Origin of the sequence: Demequina sp. (genome assembly GCF_016278775.1) — a bacterium.
Lineage (GTDB): Bacteria > Actinomycetota > Actinomycetes > Actinomycetales > Demequinaceae > Demequina.
The window spans coordinates 43,622-57,711 of record NZ_JADQBF010000110.1 but is presented as its reverse complement, the minus strand read 5'-3'; the positions used below and the strand labels follow the sequence as shown (position 1 = coordinate 57,711).

Genomic DNA, 14,090 nt, shown 5'->3' with positions numbered 1-14,090 from the left:
CGGGCGACATCAAGTGGCCGGGCGGCATCCTCCGCGACGGCCTCGCCGTGGGCTTCTCTGGGGTGCAGGGCGAGTACGACGAGATGATCGGCGAGTGGTTCGTGGCGGCCGTGCGCGCCATGTGCCGCATCGAGTTCTTCGGACCTGAGGGGGAGCAGACGCAGCCGACGCCGTACCTGGGCCGCGAAGCCTAGGCAGGGCCAGGGTAGGCCCGGGCGTAGCGCCGGGGAAGGGGGCGCAGGGGGTCAGCCAGCCACGGTGTAGCCGGGTCTTGACGCCCCGTATGTTAGTCACTAACATTTGCGGTATGACCCTGTCCGCGCGTAGTGCCGCCACCAAGGCCAGGCTGCAGGCCGTCGCTCTCGACCTCTTCGAGCAGCGCGGTTTCGACGACGTCACGGTTGAACAGATCGCAGCCGCGGCCGGCGTCTCGCATATGACGTTCTTCCGGCTGTACGGCTCCAAGGAAGCCGTGTTGCTGGAGGACCCCTTCGACCCGCTCATCGCACAGGCGGTCGCGGCTCAAGACCCAGCGCTCCCCGCGGTCGAACGCATCGCGGCGGGACTCCTGTCCGCGCTGGAACACCTGGACACCGCGGACGACGCCACGGTGCGGCGCCGCATCCGGATCGCCGTGGGCAACCCGCGCCTCGAGGCAGGGATGGCAGGCAACACCCGCGCCACTCAAGACGCCATCCGGGCCACCGGCACCAATGACCACGAACGCCGGGAACTGCGCATCGCCGCCGCCGCATGCCTTGGGGCCATCACGATCGCGCTCCTGGAATGGGCCTCCGAAGTGTCCCCAGAGACCCTCGCCGACGCCGTTGCGGCAGCCATCCACGTCGTCGTCCCTGCGCGGGCACAGCCATGAGCACTGCACTGGCCCTGGTGGGCGCATTCAAGGCCTACGGGGAACACGCGGCGCTCGTGGACTTCACGCTCGACGTGCAGCCCGGTCAGATCCACGCGATCGTCGGACTCAACGGAGCAGGCAAGACCACCGCAATGAAGGCCCTCGTGGGGCAGACGCGGCTGGACCAGGGTGAGGCGCTGGTGCTCGGCAGCCCCATTGCCGACGCAAGCACGTCGAGCCTGGCGCGATTGGGCTACGTCGTGGACGAACCCTTCGGCTACCCCGAGCTCACTGTGCTGGCGAACATCGCCTTCGCCGCCCGCCTCCATGGCCTTTCCAGCGACGACGCCGTGGCAGCGTCCCACACATGGGTCGAGCGGCTCGACTTGCACCAGTGGGCTCACACTCGAGCGCGGGCGCTCTCGCTGGGTAACCGGCAGCGGCTTGGCTTCGCGTGTGCGTCGGCACACCGGCCATCAGTGCTCATCCTCGACGAACCGACCAACGCGCTCGACCCTGCGGGGGTGCTGCTGCTACGCGACGCCTTAGTCGATGCCGCCGCGCGCGGCGCCGGGGTGCTGGTCTCGAGCCACCACCTCGACGAGGTCTCGCGCATCGCGCACCTCATCACCGTGGTGCACGCCGGTCGCGTGATCGGGACGCTCGAGCCCGGTCAGGTGGATCTGGAGCGACGCTTCTTCGAGGCAGTCAGGGCATGGGATGAGGACGCTCGCACGGGAGGCACAGCATGACCACGGCGATCGCCCTGCAATGGGCCATGTTCTCGCGCTCGGCGACCGCGCGCGTCGTGACAGCGTTGGCGGTGCTCGCCACGCCGCTGTTCGGCATCGGCGCGGTGGCGCTCGCCCGGTCGAAGACGATCACGGGGGCTTCCGCCGCCAAATTTGAGCCCTTCGTGGAAGGCGCCTTCGGCGACGCGGTGGGTGCCGTCGATGGCCAAATCCTCACCGTGGTGATGATGCTCACGGCCGGGTTCGCTGTCGCGTGGCTGTTCGGGCGGGAGTTCGCTGATCGCACCTACGGGACGCTGTTCGCGCTGCCCGTGTCGCGCACGCAGCTCGCGTGGGCCAAAGTCACGGTGGCGTCCAGCTGGGTAGTCGCGTGCGTCACTGCTGCGATCGCGTTGACCATGGTCGGGCTGGCGATCACCCAGGCGGCCGGGACCCAAGGGGCGGGGCTCACGGGGTCCCTCGTAGTGGTGCTCCTGCGCGTCGGCGCTGCTGGCCTCATCATGGGGCTACTTGGCCTGCCCTTCGGCTGGGTGGCCGTGCGGTTCCGCGGGTACATCGGGGCGCTCGGCGCCATCATCGGCGTGGTGGCCGTCAGCCAGATCCTGGCAAGCGTGGGACTGGGGCAGTGGGTTCCATACGTGGCACCGGCGCTGTGGGCTGGCGCCGGGGGTGAGGAGGCGTCGTCGAGCATCGGTGCGGCTCACCTGCTGTGGGCGCTCGCCTTTGCCGCGCTGGGAGCGTGGGCCGCCGTGCGCGCCTTCGCTCGGGCCACGCTCGACTGACCGACGGCGCAGCCGGGGCCGCGACGTCTTCGCCTACCCCGTGTCGCGGGCGTACCGCTTGGCGACCACCCGCTCGGCAAGCTTGCCGTACAACGCGTACTCGGGATCGGCGTCGGCCGCTTCCCGTGTGTGTAGCGCCGCCTTCCAATCCCACAACACCCAGCCGCCCACCCAGCCGCGTCCATCGCAGGCCGCGAACATCGCCTCGTACCAGTCACGCTGGGCCTCTTGGCTGACGGCGCCCTCCAGCGCCCACGAGTTGGGCAGGTGTTGGCTTCCCTCTGTGGACATCGCGCCCACCTCGAGGAACAAGAACGGCTTACCCTCTCGCGCCACGACCGCCTCGATGCGGTCGAGTTGCGCTTCCCAGTCGTCGATCGGGTAGTAGCCGGAAGATGAAATGACGTCGACGGCGTCCCACCACATCACGTTGGATTCCTGGTACTTGTCGCAGTTGTAGGTGACGGCGCCGGAGTAGACCTCGCGGACGGCCGCCACAAGGGCGCGCCACTCGTCGGCCCTGCGGTCGGCCTGCACCATCTCGCAACCTACGCAGAACACCTCTGCGCCCTCCGCCTCGGCTAGCGCCGCATAGTGGACGATGAACGCGGTGTAGCTGGCGAACCACTGCGACCACGTCGGCTCGCATGGGACGTCGACGTCAAAGAAGTTGATGTGCGCGCGCCAGGTGCCGTCCGTCACGTTGAGGATCGGCTTGAGGATCACCCGCTGGCCCAAGGACTTTGCCTCGCGGATAGCCCAGACCACCTCATCGTCGGTGACGGTGGGAGCGTCGGCAAAGCGCACCTCGGTGCTGAACGCGGTGTCCTGCCACCCGCAGAACGCGATGCACGTGGTGTTGGTGTGAAGGCGCTGCGTCATGAGCCGCATCGATTCGGCCGCCGCCGGCGTGCCCCACTCGCCGCGCGTGCCGGGAAAACCCCACGTCATGGCGCGGATGTCGGGGCCGGTCGCGGGGGCTTCGGCGGCGGCGAGGTGATCGGTGCGTGCGGGTTCCACACGTCCACGCTAGCGCCGCCGACATACGCGGATGCACGCCGCCGCTACGCGCCCAGCTTCGCCTTCACCCACGCCACCACGGCGTTGGCATGGCCGTGACCCATGGAGTGCTCCGCCTTGAGCCACGCGACCACCTCCATGTGCTTCGCACCCTCGGCAAGCCGTGAGGTCGACCCACTCCTGGACGGGCCGCCCGTAGGTCTTCTCGATGCTCGCAAAGTACGAGCGCGGGCCATTGATCGTTTCGCCGGGCTGCGCCTGCGGCACCACGAGTCGTGGATCAGTCATGTCGGTCCTTCCTTGCGCAACGGTGACGCGAACGCCGCGCGCTACGCCGACGCTCCCGACAGTTGAGCCTCAAGCCTGGCGTACGAAGTCTCCATGCCGTCGGTCATGCCGGTGCCAAGCACCATGTCGCGCACCTCTGCGTTCGGGTAGGTGATGACGACGCTGACGAGGGTGCCGTCGGCGACGGGCGTGAGTGTCATCTCGTTCGTGGTGCTGGGGTAGTCGGTGTCCGTCATGTGCTCGGTGGTGACCTCGCGGCGCGGCGGCGTCACCTCCAGCAGTTCGCCGTCAAAGCCGAAGCCGTCGCCCTCGCCCTCCGGCTCCCAGAAGAGCCGGTAGGTGTCGCCCACCTTCGCGGGGAGTTCGCACACCGGCATGGTCCACCCGTCGGGGCCTAGCATCCACCGCTTCACGAGCTTGGGATCGTGGTAGGCCTGCCACACCTGGTCGACAGTTCCGCGGACCACCCGGGACACCCGTACCTGGGTGTCGGACAGGATCTGCGCCTCGGCACGGCGGCTCGCGGCGAAGGATGCGAGATCGGCGACCACGCCGTCGATCTGGCTCATGGCGGAACGCATGCCCTCTTCCATGCCCATCGCCACCATCTGCTCGAGCGCCTCTAGTGAGGGGAAGAAGGTGGTGTCGGTCATGCGCGAACCGGTGGCGGTGGACTCGAAAGAGAACACCATGCGCATGGCCGGCATCTCTGGGTTTTCTTCGCCGTCGGCGTTCGCGAAGCCGTCGCGTACCTCGAAACTCTTGCCAGGGTCGATCGCGAGGAACTCCCAGAATCCCGAGGAGGCCTCGCCGTCAGGCCCGCGCATCGCGTAGTGCGAGCGCCCGCCAGGGTAGAAGTCGTGGCGATAGAACGTCGCTGGCCAGCTTTCCGGCCCCCAGAACTTCTCGATCTGGCGGGGGTCCGTGTACGCCTCCCAGAGACGCTCCACAGGTACGGGGAACTCGGCAACCACGGTCATGGTGAGGGCCTGGGGATCTTTGGTGACTGAGGTGATGGGCATGGTGGGGACCTTTCGTACCGCGCCCTGGCAACACGGGGGACGATGCCGGGGCTTATGGGGATTCTTGTGCGAGTAGTGAGTCGAGTTGGGTCACGCGTGAGTGCCACAACTGCTCGTACTTGTCGAGCAGCCCTTTGGCGCGGGCGATCGCCACGGGGTTCGCTGTCACCAGGGTCGTGCGGCCCTGGGTGCGTTTGGTGATGAGGTCGGCCTTCTCCAGGACAACCACGTGCTTTTGCACGGCGGCAAAGGACATCGCGTAGTACTCGGCGAGCTCGGAGATCGAGGGCTGCGCGGTAAGAGTGCGGCGCACAATGTCGCGGCGCGTCGCATCGGCGAGGGCCCGAAAGATGCGGTCCACCTCGTCGTCAGTGAGCTCAGTTTCTACAACCATTTGGTTGTACGTTACGACGCGGTGGCGGGGGTGTCAAGAGGGCAGATGCTCGAGGCCGAGAGGCGCCGCGAGGACGGGATCGGGGCACGCGTCGCGACCGCCCCGCGATCGTCGGCCGCGGCGGGTAGCGTCGCCCCATGAGCGATCTCGTGACGCGGCTTCGCCAGGCCGGCTGCGTCTTCGCAGAGGAAGAGGCCGCCATCCTGTACTCCGCCGCCGCCGACACCGCCGACCTTGAGCGGCTTGTCGCGAGGCGCGTCTCAGGAGAGCCGCTCGAGCACGTGGTGGGCTGGGCCGAGTTCGCCGGCCTTCGCATCCCCGTAGCGCCAGGGGTGTTCGTGCCGCGTCGGCGCACCGAACTGGTCGCCCGCGTGGCCGCACGCCTGGCCCCCGCCTCCGGCACCGTCGTGGATCTGTGTTGCGGGGCCGGAGCTATCGGCGTAGCCATCGCCACGTGGCGCGAGGACCTCACCGTCATCGCCGCCGACATCGACCCCGTCGCGGTAGAGCTAGCGCGACGTACGCTCGAGCCACTCGGCGGCACGGCGCTCGTTTCCGACATGGACGCGAGCCTGCCCCCCGCCCTCGCGGGACGAGCCCACGTGGTCGCATCGTGCCCGCCCTACGTGCCCACGCGCCAGATCGCCCTCATGCCGCCCGAGGCGCGCCACTACGAACCCCGGGTAGCGCTGGACGGCGGCAAGGACGGCGCTCGGATGCAGGCACGGGTGTTCAAAGCCGCAGCCAGGTTGCTGGCTCCCGGCGGCGCGTGCGTTGTCGAGACGAGCGAGCACTTGGTCGGCACGACCCTCGCAGCGGCATCAGAGGCGGGCTTCACGGCATGGATCGAGAAGGATGAAGATCGCGGTGCCACTGCGGTTTTCGCCCGGCTCCGCTCCACGCACTCGAACGCGTGAGCACCGTCCCCGACGAGCGCATCGTGTACACCTGCGGCGTGACGCGCAATGTTGCCGCCTTCGCCTCCCGGCCTACCACTCGCCCGGCCCGGCGAGGACTCGTTCCCACGCGCGCCGCAGGTCGAAGGATGCGGGGCGCGCGAACAGATCGCCCGTTGGCGTGGCCACCGCGATGCGCGCCACCTTGAAGTGGCGTCTCCCACCGTTTGTGTTGGCGAGGAGGTACCACACACCTGCCTTCTCGACGAGCCCCAGCGGCCCGATCTGGCGCCGCGACTGTCGTCCTGCCGCATCCACATACTCGATGACCATCACCTTGCGGTGGGCGACCGCATCGACTAGTGCCAGAAGTGCTTCCGGCTCCGGCTCCCTCTCCCTTCCCCACGGCGTGGGATCGACGAGCATCGCGTCCGACGCGGCATCGGCAACCCCGCGAAACGGCTCGGGTAGGGCCTGGCGCAGCTTACGGGCCACGATCGAGTCAGCGCGGCCCAGTGAACCAAGTGCGGCGAAGAGCGCGACCGCCTCGCCTACCGAAAATCCCGTGAGGTCCGTCCGGGCACCCCCGACGAGGCTCCACCCTCCGCCACGTCCCTGCTTCGCGTAGACGGGCACACCGGCGAGGGCCAACGCGTCGAGGTCGCGCCTCGCCGTCGGCACCGAGACGCCCATTCCAGCCGCGATCTCGGCCGCCGTCACCACCCCGCGGCGTTGCATGAGCAACATCGTTGCGAGTAGACGTTCGGCTCTCATGCCACCACCAACTCAAATGAAGTGATCAGTCCATGATCACTTTATGTCGGATCGTGGTGATTGTGGTCAAGACCGACCACCTCAACCGAAGGAGCCCCCCATGTTGCTCTCCATTGGAACCGTCACCCTCGCCGTCGACGATCACGCCGCCGCGGTCGACTGGTACACGCAGTGGTTCGATGTCGCCCCCTACTTTGAGCGGCCCGGCTACTCCGAGTTTCGCGTCGGCGCCACCGAACAGGAGTTCGGCATCATCGACGCCGCCTACGTGCCAGGCACCATTGCGGGCACCGCGCAGACAATCTATTGGTCGGTCGAAGACGTCGAAGACGGCCTCGCCCAGCTGCTCGCGGCCGGGGCAACCCTGGCGGAGCCGGTCGTCGAACGCGGACCCGGTTTTCGTACGGCGGCGGTGACGGATCCTTTCGGTCACAAACTCGGCATCATGGAGAACTCGCACGCGGCCGAGGTACTCACGCGCATCGCTCCCCCATCCGCTTGACCTAGAGGTCGACGCGCATGACGCGACCGCGCTCCGACGGCGCGCTGACCTTCGCGAGGCCCGCTGCCTCGAATGCGGCCGCGGGGCGAGGTCGAACGACGCCATCGCTTGGGTGCCACCGCTTGACGCCGGTTAACACCGTTAACTAGAGTGAGCCCCATGCCCCCCTTCACCGACGGCGACGCCCGCACCTCCATCGTGGAGGCGGCGTCGGCCGTGTTCGCCCAGAAGGGCATCGACGGCGTCTCGATGCGCCACATCGCGCGGGAGATCGGGGTGTCCGCCACCGCGCTCTACCGCCACTTCGACTCCAAGAACGCGCTGCTGAGTGCCGCCTGCGAGGCGGGCTTCGCCGAGTTCGAGGCGCGGATCGACGCGACCGCCAGGGCCGCGGCCACGCCACTCGACGCGTTGCGCCAGCTCGGCGGCGTGTACGTGGACTTCGCGCTGACCCACCCGATGCACTACGACGTCATGATGATCCGCCCTCATCAATGGGCTCTCGGGCCCAACCCCGAGCGGGACCCGGAGTCCTTTGCCGGGCTCATCGCCGTCATCGAGGCGTGCCAGGCCGCTGGGCAGCTGGCCCCCGGCGATGCGCGCGAGGCCGCGCATCGATTGTGGGCCGCGCTGCACGGAGTTGCTTCGCTCGCGATCGCCATGCCTGGTGAGATTCGCGGCCTCGAGCCCGAGCCGGTACGGGCGCGCGCCGATGCCATGGTCGAGGCGGTGATCGCTACCCTCACCTAGCCGCCGCCCGGGACAGGGCTCTCTCTTTTTTTTCCTGCACACTTAACACCGTTAACCACGAGAAGGAACCACCATGACCACTCACCTCGTTCTCGGAACAGGCGCCGTCGGCGCCTCTCTCGCCCACCACCTCGCCGCGCACGGCCACACCGTGCGCGCCGTCAACCGCTCGGGCGAGCGCGGCGCCCTCGACCCGACAATCCCCCTCAGCCAAGCGGACCTGTCCGACCCAGCCGCCGCGGCGTCGGCCGTTGCTGGCGCCGACGTCGTCTACCAAGTCACCCAACCCGCGTACACGCGCTGGGGCGCCGAGTTCCCTTCGCTGCAACGCTCGATCCTGGCGGCCGCCGAAAACGCAGGCGCCAGCGTCGTGCTCGCGGACAACCTCTACGGCTACAGCGCTCCCCACGGCGCAACCATCACCGACGACAGCCCCCGCGAAGCGACCACACGCAAGGGCCGGGTGCGCATCGCCATGGCCGAGGAGGCGCTCGCCGCCCACGCCGCCGGCAAGGCTCGTGTCGCGCTCACCCGGCCCTCCAATTACGTGGGCGCGAACTACGCGATCTACCGCGACCTCGTGCTCGACCAGATCGCCAAAGGCAAGCCCGCCCGCGTGCTGGGGCGCACTGATCAGCCGCACTCCTTCTCGTATGTGCCCGACGCGGCGCGCGCCATGGCCTCCATCGGCACCTCCGACGTCGGCTGGGGCCGGGCGTGGATCACCCCCGTCATGGCGCCCATCACTCAGGCCGAGGTGGTGACGCGGCTGTGGGATGCGCTCGGACAGCAGGGCAAGCCCAAGGTGACCGGCATGCGAGGAGTCGCCCTGAGCGCCATGGCGCTCTTCATGCCGATGCTGCGCGAAGCTGTGGAGATGATGTACGAGTTCGACGAGCCCTTCGTGGCGTCGTCGGCAGAGTTTGAGCACGCGTTCGGGTGGGGCGCCACGTCATGGGACGACGCCGTGGCTGAGATGGCGCAGGCCGCGCGGGACTAGCTTGGGACTAGCTTGGGACTAGCTCGGGTCTAGCTTGGGACTAGGGGGCACCAGCGCTGTCGGCGCGCAACCAGGATCCCGTGAAGGGCTCCTCATCGAGACGGGTGAGGATGCAGATGACGTCGCGGTCGGCGCGACTCCAGGAGTCGCGAGTTGGGTACAGGACCAAGGGCCACACGTCCTCCCACGAGCTGGGACGAACCTCATTGACAGCCTGGTCGGAATAGCAGGCCTCTTCCGACATGACCCACACCTCGTCATTGCCGGGGAAGGGTCCGTCATCAAGTTCCGTCACGAAGTACACCTGCCCCCAGTGCGGGTCTTCGCAGACGATTCGGTCGATCGTCTCTACCGTGGCATTTCCATCGTCGTCGACGGTCGTCTCTGGGTTCTGAACGCAGTCGCCAATGCGGAGGTCCCCGAAACTCACCGACCCACTCACCTCCCCGCCCCACTCGGCGGACACTACGAAGAGCGCGGCGATCCACACGGGAATCATGACAAAGTTGAGCACGAGCGCCCACATCGAAGTCCTCTTGAGCGCTCCTGCAGTCCGTGTCGCCGCGCCGCGACCCAACTGCGCCAAAACCACGCCGACCACGCTCGTCCCGATCACCGACGTGGGGCTGCCAGTGGCAAGCATGACGGCGGGCGTCAGCAAGAAGACTGTGCCGAGCGACGCCAAGGCGAACCAGTTCTGGCGGGCGGGTCTGCGCACGTCGGCCTGTGAAGGCAATGGGGCGGCCGGCGGTTGCGGCTCCGGCTCTGGCTCTGGCTCCGGCTCCGGCTCCGGCTCCGGCTCTGGGTCTGGCTCTGGCTCCGGCTCCGGCTCCGGCTCCGGCTCCGGCTCTGGCTCTGGCTCTGGCTCTGGAGGATGCGGTGCGCCGCCCGGACCAGCGACGCCGCTCTCCCCCAGGGGCTGTGCAGGACCAAAACCCGCTGACCGTTGCTCTGGCATGTGTGCCCCCCTTCGGCCACACGCTAGCGCCTGCAGCCTGGGAGCGGAAGACCGTTTCCCGTGCCGTCACCGCAGGTGTGAGTCACACGCACGGCGTAGCGTGGTGCCATGTCCACGCCGTCCCTCGCGCCCCACCTGTCGCGCGCCGACGTCGCCCGCGTCCGCCTCGCGTCGTTGCTGCTCGACACGGCTGCGGACCCGGTACGCACCGCGGTCGGAATCGTTGACCACTTTCTCGCGATGCAGGCTCAGGACGCTCCCGGCGTGGCGTGGTCACTTGGGTTGCGCACGGGCCATACCGAGCGGGCGACCGCCAGCGCCTTGGAAGGCCGCGACGTGGTGCGCACGTGGCCGATGCGGGGGACCCTCCACCTGATTCCCTCGCGGGACGCCAAGTGGATGCTCGACCTCATGGGCGGCAAGGCGCTCGCGGGCGCCGCCAGGCGACGAGAGTTCCTGGGCCTGCCTGAAGACGTCGCTCACAAGGCGGTCGACGTGCTCGCCGACCTGGTCGCCGACGCAGACGGCCCCGTCGCGCGCAAGGATTGCCTGGCCGCGTTGGATGAGGCGGGCGTCTCGACCCAAGGCCAACGCGGCTACCACCTCTTGTGGTTCGCCTCCCAGTTGGGACATCTTGCCGGCGGCCCCCCGCAGGGCAAGGAGCAGACGTTCGTCAGCCTCGACTCTTGGGCGCCAGAGCATCGCTCGCCTTCGCATGACGAGGCACTGGCGTTGGTCGCCGCCGCTTACGTGCGAGGGCACGGGCCCGTGACCGATCGCGAGATGGCTCGCTGGACCGGCCTGGGACTGCGAGAGTGCAGGGCAGGGCTCGGGGAGGCCGCGGCCTCGTTCGACGACGGCATCGTCGAGGTGGAGACCGATGCTGGACCTGCGTGGGTCTCCGCAGTCGAGTTGGACCCTCCGCAGGTCGCGCCCACCCGCCTACTGCCGGGGTTCGACGAGTTCATGCTCGGGTATTCGGTAGAAGAGAGGGCCGTCGATCCTGCCCACCACGCGGCGGTGGTGCCGGGCAACAATGGCGTCTTCAAGCCCACCGTGATCGACGACGGCCGTGTCGTCGCGCTGTGGTCGCGCAGACTCATGGCCACGTCAGTGCGCGTGGAGGTGACGCCGCTTGCCACGTTGACAGACGCGGCGAAGTCCCGCATCGCCGACGCCGCCCAGGAGTATGCCGCCTATGTTGAACGCCCGCTTGAGGTGAGATGGGTCGAGCGGTAACACCAGCGTTCGCGCGGCCGCTGCTCCCTGCCTAGGGTGGAAGCGGAGGTACAGCGCATGGCACTCATCGACGAACTTCTTGAACTCGAACGCGGATTCTGGGCGGCCTCCGGGAGCGCCGCCTACTACGACACGCACATGGCGGACGACGGCCTGTGCGTGCTCTCCTTCGGCCACCTCGACAAAGAGGCCACCAAGGCGGGCCTCGCCTCGGCAGACCCCTGGACTTCCTTCGACTTCAATGACATCCAGGTGCACGTGCTGGGCGACACGGCGGCCACCATCTCCTACCGGGCCGACGCCGATCGTGACGGCCAGCCTTACCGCGCCATGGTGACGTCCGTGTACTCCCGCGCCACCGGAGCCTGGCAAATGGTGGTCCACCAGCAGACCGAGCTCGCGGGGATCTAGCTGTTGACGCGCTCCGGGGTCGCGTCTCGCGCAGCCAGCATGTCGGTGTAGACGCCGATCTTGTGGTCGAGGAACGCCATGTGTTCCCGGTCCCGCGCCATGCGGTCGCGCAGTTCCACGCGGTACCGCATCAGCACCTCCACGCGGTCAGCCACCGTGTGATCCCCGGCCCACGTGAGCGCCACGAAGTCCTTCATCTCGCGAATCGGCATGCCGGTGCCGCGCAGTAACTGGAGGAACTTCACCCAGCCAAGATCGTCGTCCGTATAGCGCCGATGCCCATTGGCGGCCTTGTCAATGGGAGGCAAGAGCCCCTCGCGCTCGTAGTAGCGCAGGGTGTGCTTGGACAGCCCCATGCGCTCGGCGGCCTGTTCGATGGAGTAGCCGGTCATGACCTCAAGGTAAGGCTTCGAGTGCACTCGAAGTCAAGAGGTGGGGCTGAGATCCGTGGCGTCGCTCGCGGCGGGACTGGCGTCGGGTGCAGCATCCCTCGCTGCAGCCAACAACCGCTCGAGAACCTGAGCCACGCCGTCGTCGCGCACCGACGCTGTCTGATGCTGTGCGGCCGCGATCACGTCGGGGTGCGCGTTGGCGACCGCGTACGACATCCCGGCCCACGCCAGCATCGGCACGTCGTTGGGGGCGTCCCCAAACGCGACCACGTCCGCCGCGTCGATCCCGCAGCGCTCAGCCTGACGCGCGAGCCCAAAGGCCTTGGTGACGCCCAGGGGCGCCAACTCAATCAACGGCGCCACGCTCGAACTGTGCGATGCCTCCAGCAGGCCGTCGCACAGCGGTAGGGCGGCCGCGAGCATGTCGTCGGCGTCGCCCTCTCGGAGCAGCGCCAACACCTTGAACACGCTGCCGTCCTGCACGGCAGGGAGCTCCTCGAACGGGCCCACCTCGTGGTGGGCGAGGTTCTGCTCTCCCAAAGGAAAGCGCGGCTCGCGGGAGAGCCCTGCGGGCGACTCGACGGCAAACGCCACGCCAGGCAGGGCCTCGCGCAGGCGCGCCGCCACCACCAAGAGCGTCTCGGTGGGCACCCCCACGGCGTCCACGATCTCTCGCGAGTCCATGTCGTACACCACGGCGCCGTTGCCACACACTGCGAGGCCCTTGACGCTCAGCGCATCGGCGATCGCGTCCACCCAGCGCGGCGGTCTGGCGGTCACGAGCACGAGCGGAATCCCAGCGGGCTCGAGGGCCGCGAGCGCCGCACGGGTGCGCTCAGAGAATCGGCCAGAGGGGGGCAGGATCGTGCCGTCGATGTCGGTACCTACAAGTTTCACGTGAGCCAGGGTACGTGTCGCACGCCGCGCGCGACCGGGACTCTGGCCGCGTGAACCCCGCGCTTGACTTCGAGCGCACGCGAAGTCTTAGCGTCGGCGACATGAACACACATGCATTCCAATTCGGAACAACAGACACCTACCTGACCCCCATCGCGCTGGGCGCCATGATCATGGGCACCCGCACTCCAGAGGATGAGTCACGCCGCATCCTCGACCACTTCATCACCGAGGTCACGCCCCGCTACTCGGCGCCGGACGGCACTCCCGCTCGCGGCATGATCGACACGGCCGACTGCTACTGCTGGTGGGAGGTCGAGGGCGACATGGGCGGCCACAGCGAGTCCCTGCTGGGTCGGTGGTTCGCCGACGCCGGCACCAGGGACGCGACGTATCTTGCCACTAAGGCGACGGCGACGCTCACGGACCTCGACGACGTGTGGCACGCCGACGGCGTTCCAAACTGGGAGGTCGCCCGCACCAAGTTCGTCGGCGCCGCGCCTGAGGTGTTGCGGGAGTCGCTCGCCGCCTCGCTCGAGCGGCTGGGCGTTGACAGCGTCGACCTCTACTACAACCACGTCGACGACCGCCGCACCCCCCTTGCCGACGCGGTGGGCACCTTCGCGTCGTTCGTCGCCGACGGCAGCATCGGCGCCTACGGCTGGTCCAACGTGTCGACGTGGCGCCTCGCGCAGATCAGGGCGGTGGCAGAGGCCAACGGCTGGCCGCAGCCTGCGGCGCTCCAACAGCAGCACAGCTACCTCCGCAAGCGTGCTGGAGTCGAGAACTTGTCGATCCCTGGAGACGAACAACTCGATTACCTTCGCACGTACAGCGACCTTCAACTGGTGGCCTACTCGCCCGTGCTCAAGGGCGTGTACTCGGATCCTTCCAAGCGGGCCGACGACTTCTGGGCGATGGACAACTATCGCGGCGCGGATGCCGATACCAGGCTCGCGGCCGTAGACGCGGTGGCCAAGGCGACGGGTGCCACGGGCAACCAGGTGGTGCTCGCCTGGATGCTGGCCCAGGACTCGCCGCGCGTGCTGCCCCTCATTGGCGCGCGCACGTGGGACCAGTACCTCGAATGCATCGAGGCGCTCGACGTGACGTTGACCGCCGACCAGCTGTCGCAGTTGGACTCCGCTAGCGCATAG

At 68.2% G+C, this 14,090-nt stretch carries 18 protein-coding genes and 1 pseudogene; 11 read left to right on the top strand and 8 right to left on the bottom strand.

What is annotated here, in order from left to right:
- The 4 genes from QZZ33_RS12140 to QZZ33_RS12125 all read left to right on the top strand — a co-directional run.
- Nucleotides 1-194: hypothetical protein (locus tag QZZ33_RS12140; protein WP_291380301.1), on the top strand; the 194-nt coding region annotated here is incomplete at its 5' end.
- A 113-nt stretch (nucleotides 195-307) separates the two neighbouring features.
- The gene (locus QZZ33_RS12135; RefSeq protein ID WP_291380300.1) at nucleotides 308-874 is read left to right on the top strand and encodes a TetR family transcriptional regulator; all 567 of its coding nucleotides are present in this window, start codon (nucleotides 308-310) and stop codon (nucleotides 872-874) included.
- Complete coding sequence (locus tag QZZ33_RS12130) at nucleotides 871-1,608, top strand: ABC transporter ATP-binding protein (protein ID WP_291380299.1); 738 nt, start codon at nucleotides 871-873, stop codon at nucleotides 1,606-1,608. Before QZZ33_RS12135 ends, QZZ33_RS12130 begins: the two co-directional genes overlap by 4 nt.
- Nucleotides 1,605-2,390, top strand: coding sequence for an ABC transporter permease (locus QZZ33_RS12125; protein ID WP_291380298.1), 786 nt, complete (start codon nucleotides 1,605-1,607; stop codon nucleotides 2,388-2,390). The genes QZZ33_RS12130 and QZZ33_RS12125 overlap by 4 nt, the downstream gene beginning before the upstream one ends.
- Before the next feature lie 33 nt (nucleotides 2,391-2,423).
- Here QZZ33_RS12125 and QZZ33_RS12120 read toward each other — a convergent pair whose 3' ends face one another.
- The 4 genes and pseudogenes from QZZ33_RS12120 to QZZ33_RS12105 all read right to left on the bottom strand — a co-directional run bounded on the left by QZZ33_RS12120 (nucleotide 2,424) and on the right by QZZ33_RS12105 (nucleotide 5,114).
- Nucleotides 2,424-3,410 (bottom strand): 1,4-beta-xylanase, encoded by a 987-nt coding sequence (locus tag QZZ33_RS12120; protein WP_366476144.1) that lies wholly within the window; start codon nucleotides 3,408-3,410, stop codon nucleotides 2,424-2,426.
- A 44-nt stretch (nucleotides 3,411-3,454) separates the two neighbouring features.
- Nucleotides 3,455-3,698: pseudogene (locus QZZ33_RS12115) on the bottom strand (DUF4287 domain-containing protein).
- 41 nt (nucleotides 3,699-3,739) lie between these two features.
- Nucleotides 3,740-4,720: an SRPBCC family protein gene (locus tag QZZ33_RS12110; protein ID WP_291380297.1), complete on the bottom strand. Its 981-nt coding sequence runs from the start codon at nucleotides 4,718-4,720 to the stop codon at nucleotides 3,740-3,742.
- Nucleotides 4,721-4,772: 52 nt separating this feature from the next.
- Nucleotides 4,773-5,114 carry a helix-turn-helix domain-containing protein gene (locus QZZ33_RS12105; protein ID WP_291380296.1) on the bottom strand — a complete coding sequence of 114 codons (342 nt, stop codon included), beginning with the start codon at nucleotides 5,112-5,114 and terminating at the stop codon, nucleotides 4,773-4,775.
- Nucleotides 5,115-5,251: 137 nt separating this feature from the next.
- Here QZZ33_RS12105 and QZZ33_RS12100 point away from each other — a divergent pair, with 137 nt between their 5' ends.
- Nucleotides 5,252-6,031: a putative protein N(5)-glutamine methyltransferase gene (locus QZZ33_RS12100; protein ID WP_291380295.1), complete on the top strand. Its 780-nt coding sequence runs from the start codon at nucleotides 5,252-5,254 to the stop codon at nucleotides 6,029-6,031.
- 72 nt (nucleotides 6,032-6,103) lie between these two features.
- Here QZZ33_RS12100 and QZZ33_RS12095 read toward each other — a convergent pair whose 3' ends face one another.
- On the bottom strand, nucleotides 6,104-6,784 hold the full coding sequence (locus QZZ33_RS12095; RefSeq protein ID WP_291380294.1) for a WYL domain-containing protein: 681 nt from the start codon (nucleotides 6,782-6,784) through the stop codon (nucleotides 6,104-6,106).
- Between the two features lie 100 nt (nucleotides 6,785-6,884).
- On the opposite strand from QZZ33_RS12095, the gene QZZ33_RS12090 reads away from it, so the two are divergent.
- The 3 genes from QZZ33_RS12090 to QZZ33_RS12080 all read left to right on the top strand — a co-directional run bounded on the left by QZZ33_RS12090 (nucleotide 6,885) and on the right by QZZ33_RS12080 (nucleotide 9,036).
- Nucleotides 6,885-7,286, top strand: a complete 402-nt coding sequence (locus QZZ33_RS12090) for a VOC family protein (protein ID WP_291380293.1) — start codon at nucleotides 6,885-6,887, stop codon at nucleotides 7,284-7,286.
- Between the two features lie 159 nt (nucleotides 7,287-7,445).
- Nucleotides 7,446-8,036 (top strand): TetR/AcrR family transcriptional regulator, encoded by a 591-nt coding sequence (locus QZZ33_RS12085; protein WP_291380291.1) that lies wholly within the window; start codon nucleotides 7,446-7,448, stop codon nucleotides 8,034-8,036.
- Between the two features lie 73 nt (nucleotides 8,037-8,109).
- Nucleotides 8,110-9,036, top strand: a complete 927-nt coding sequence (locus QZZ33_RS12080; protein ID WP_291380290.1) for an NAD-dependent epimerase/dehydratase family protein — start codon at nucleotides 8,110-8,112, stop codon at nucleotides 9,034-9,036.
- A 40-nt stretch (nucleotides 9,037-9,076) separates the two neighbouring features.
- On the opposite strand, the gene QZZ33_RS12075 is transcribed toward QZZ33_RS12080, so the two are convergent.
- A complete protein-coding gene (locus QZZ33_RS12075) occupies nucleotides 9,077-9,994 on the bottom strand; it encodes a hypothetical protein (protein WP_291380289.1) in 918 nt (305 codons plus the stop codon).
- 108 nt (nucleotides 9,995-10,102) lie between these two features.
- Here QZZ33_RS12075 and QZZ33_RS12070 point away from each other — a divergent pair, with 108 nt between their 5' ends.
- Both QZZ33_RS12070 and QZZ33_RS12065 read left to right on the top strand, forming a co-directional pair.
- Nucleotides 10,103-11,233, top strand: coding sequence for a winged helix DNA-binding domain-containing protein (locus tag QZZ33_RS12070; RefSeq protein WP_291380288.1), 1,131 nt, complete (start codon nucleotides 10,103-10,105; stop codon nucleotides 11,231-11,233).
- A 57-nt stretch (nucleotides 11,234-11,290) separates the two neighbouring features.
- Nucleotides 11,291-11,644, top strand: a complete 354-nt coding sequence (locus QZZ33_RS12065) for a nuclear transport factor 2 family protein (protein ID WP_291380286.1) — start codon at nucleotides 11,291-11,293, stop codon at nucleotides 11,642-11,644.
- Here the strand turns inward: QZZ33_RS12065 and QZZ33_RS12060 are convergent.
- A complete protein-coding gene (locus QZZ33_RS12060) occupies nucleotides 11,641-12,036 on the bottom strand; it encodes a MerR family transcriptional regulator (protein ID WP_291380285.1) in 396 nt (131 codons plus the stop codon). The two genes, QZZ33_RS12065 and QZZ33_RS12060, sit on opposite strands and share 4 nt — an antisense overlap.
- A 33-nt stretch (nucleotides 12,037-12,069) precedes the next feature.
- Nucleotides 12,070-12,933, bottom strand: a complete 864-nt coding sequence (locus tag QZZ33_RS12055; RefSeq protein WP_291380283.1) for an HAD family hydrolase — start codon at nucleotides 12,931-12,933, stop codon at nucleotides 12,070-12,072.
- Between the two features lie 101 nt (nucleotides 12,934-13,034).
- Between QZZ33_RS12055 and QZZ33_RS12050 the strand changes: the two genes are divergently transcribed.
- Nucleotides 13,035-14,090 (top strand): aldo/keto reductase, encoded by a 1,056-nt coding sequence (locus tag QZZ33_RS12050; protein ID WP_291380281.1) that lies wholly within the window; start codon nucleotides 13,035-13,037, stop codon nucleotides 14,088-14,090.

What these genes read in the sequence shown, in the direction of transcription:
- QZZ33_RS12135 (WP_291380300.1), top strand. Translation starts at nt 308, where the DNA reads ATGACCCTGTCCGCGCGTAGTGCCGCCACCAAGGCCAGGCTGCAGGCC.
- QZZ33_RS12130 (WP_291380299.1), top strand. Translation starts at nt 871, where the DNA reads ATGAGCACTGCACTGGCCCTGGTGGGCGCATTCAAGGCCTACGGGGAA.
- QZZ33_RS12125 (WP_291380298.1), top strand. Translation starts at nt 1,605, where the DNA reads ATGACCACGGCGATCGCCCTGCAATGGGCCATGTTCTCGCGCTCGGCG.
- QZZ33_RS12110 (WP_291380297.1), bottom strand. Translation starts at nt 4,720, where the DNA reads ATGCCCATCACCTCAGTCACCAAAGATCCCCAGGCCCTCACCATGACC.
- QZZ33_RS12105 (WP_291380296.1), bottom strand. Translation starts at nt 5,114, where the DNA reads ATGGTTGTAGAAACTGAGCTCACTGACGACGAGGTGGACCGCATCTTT.
- QZZ33_RS12100 (WP_291380295.1), top strand. Translation starts at nt 5,252, where the DNA reads ATGAGCGATCTCGTGACGCGGCTTCGCCAGGCCGGCTGCGTCTTCGCA.
- QZZ33_RS12095 (WP_291380294.1), bottom strand. Translation starts at nt 6,784, where the DNA reads ATGAGAGCCGAACGTCTACTCGCAACGATGTTGCTCATGCAACGCCGC.
- QZZ33_RS12090 (WP_291380293.1), top strand. Translation starts at nt 6,885, where the DNA reads ATGTTGCTCTCCATTGGAACCGTCACCCTCGCCGTCGACGATCACGCC.
- QZZ33_RS12085 (WP_291380291.1), top strand. Translation starts at nt 7,446, where the DNA reads ATGCCCCCCTTCACCGACGGCGACGCCCGCACCTCCATCGTGGAGGCG.
- QZZ33_RS12080 (WP_291380290.1), top strand. Translation starts at nt 8,110, where the DNA reads ATGACCACTCACCTCGTTCTCGGAACAGGCGCCGTCGGCGCCTCTCTC.
- QZZ33_RS12075 (WP_291380289.1), bottom strand. Translation starts at nt 9,994, where the DNA reads ATGCCAGAGCAACGGTCAGCGGGTTTTGGTCCTGCACAGCCCCTGGGG.
- QZZ33_RS12070 (WP_291380288.1), top strand. Translation starts at nt 10,103, where the DNA reads ATGTCCACGCCGTCCCTCGCGCCCCACCTGTCGCGCGCCGACGTCGCC.
- QZZ33_RS12065 (WP_291380286.1), top strand. Translation starts at nt 11,291, where the DNA reads ATGGCACTCATCGACGAACTTCTTGAACTCGAACGCGGATTCTGGGCG.
- QZZ33_RS12060 (WP_291380285.1), bottom strand. Translation starts at nt 12,036, where the DNA reads ATGACCGGCTACTCCATCGAACAGGCCGCCGAGCGCATGGGGCTGTCC.
- QZZ33_RS12050 (WP_291380281.1), top strand. Translation starts at nt 13,035, where the DNA reads ATGAACACACATGCATTCCAATTCGGAACAACAGACACCTACCTGACC.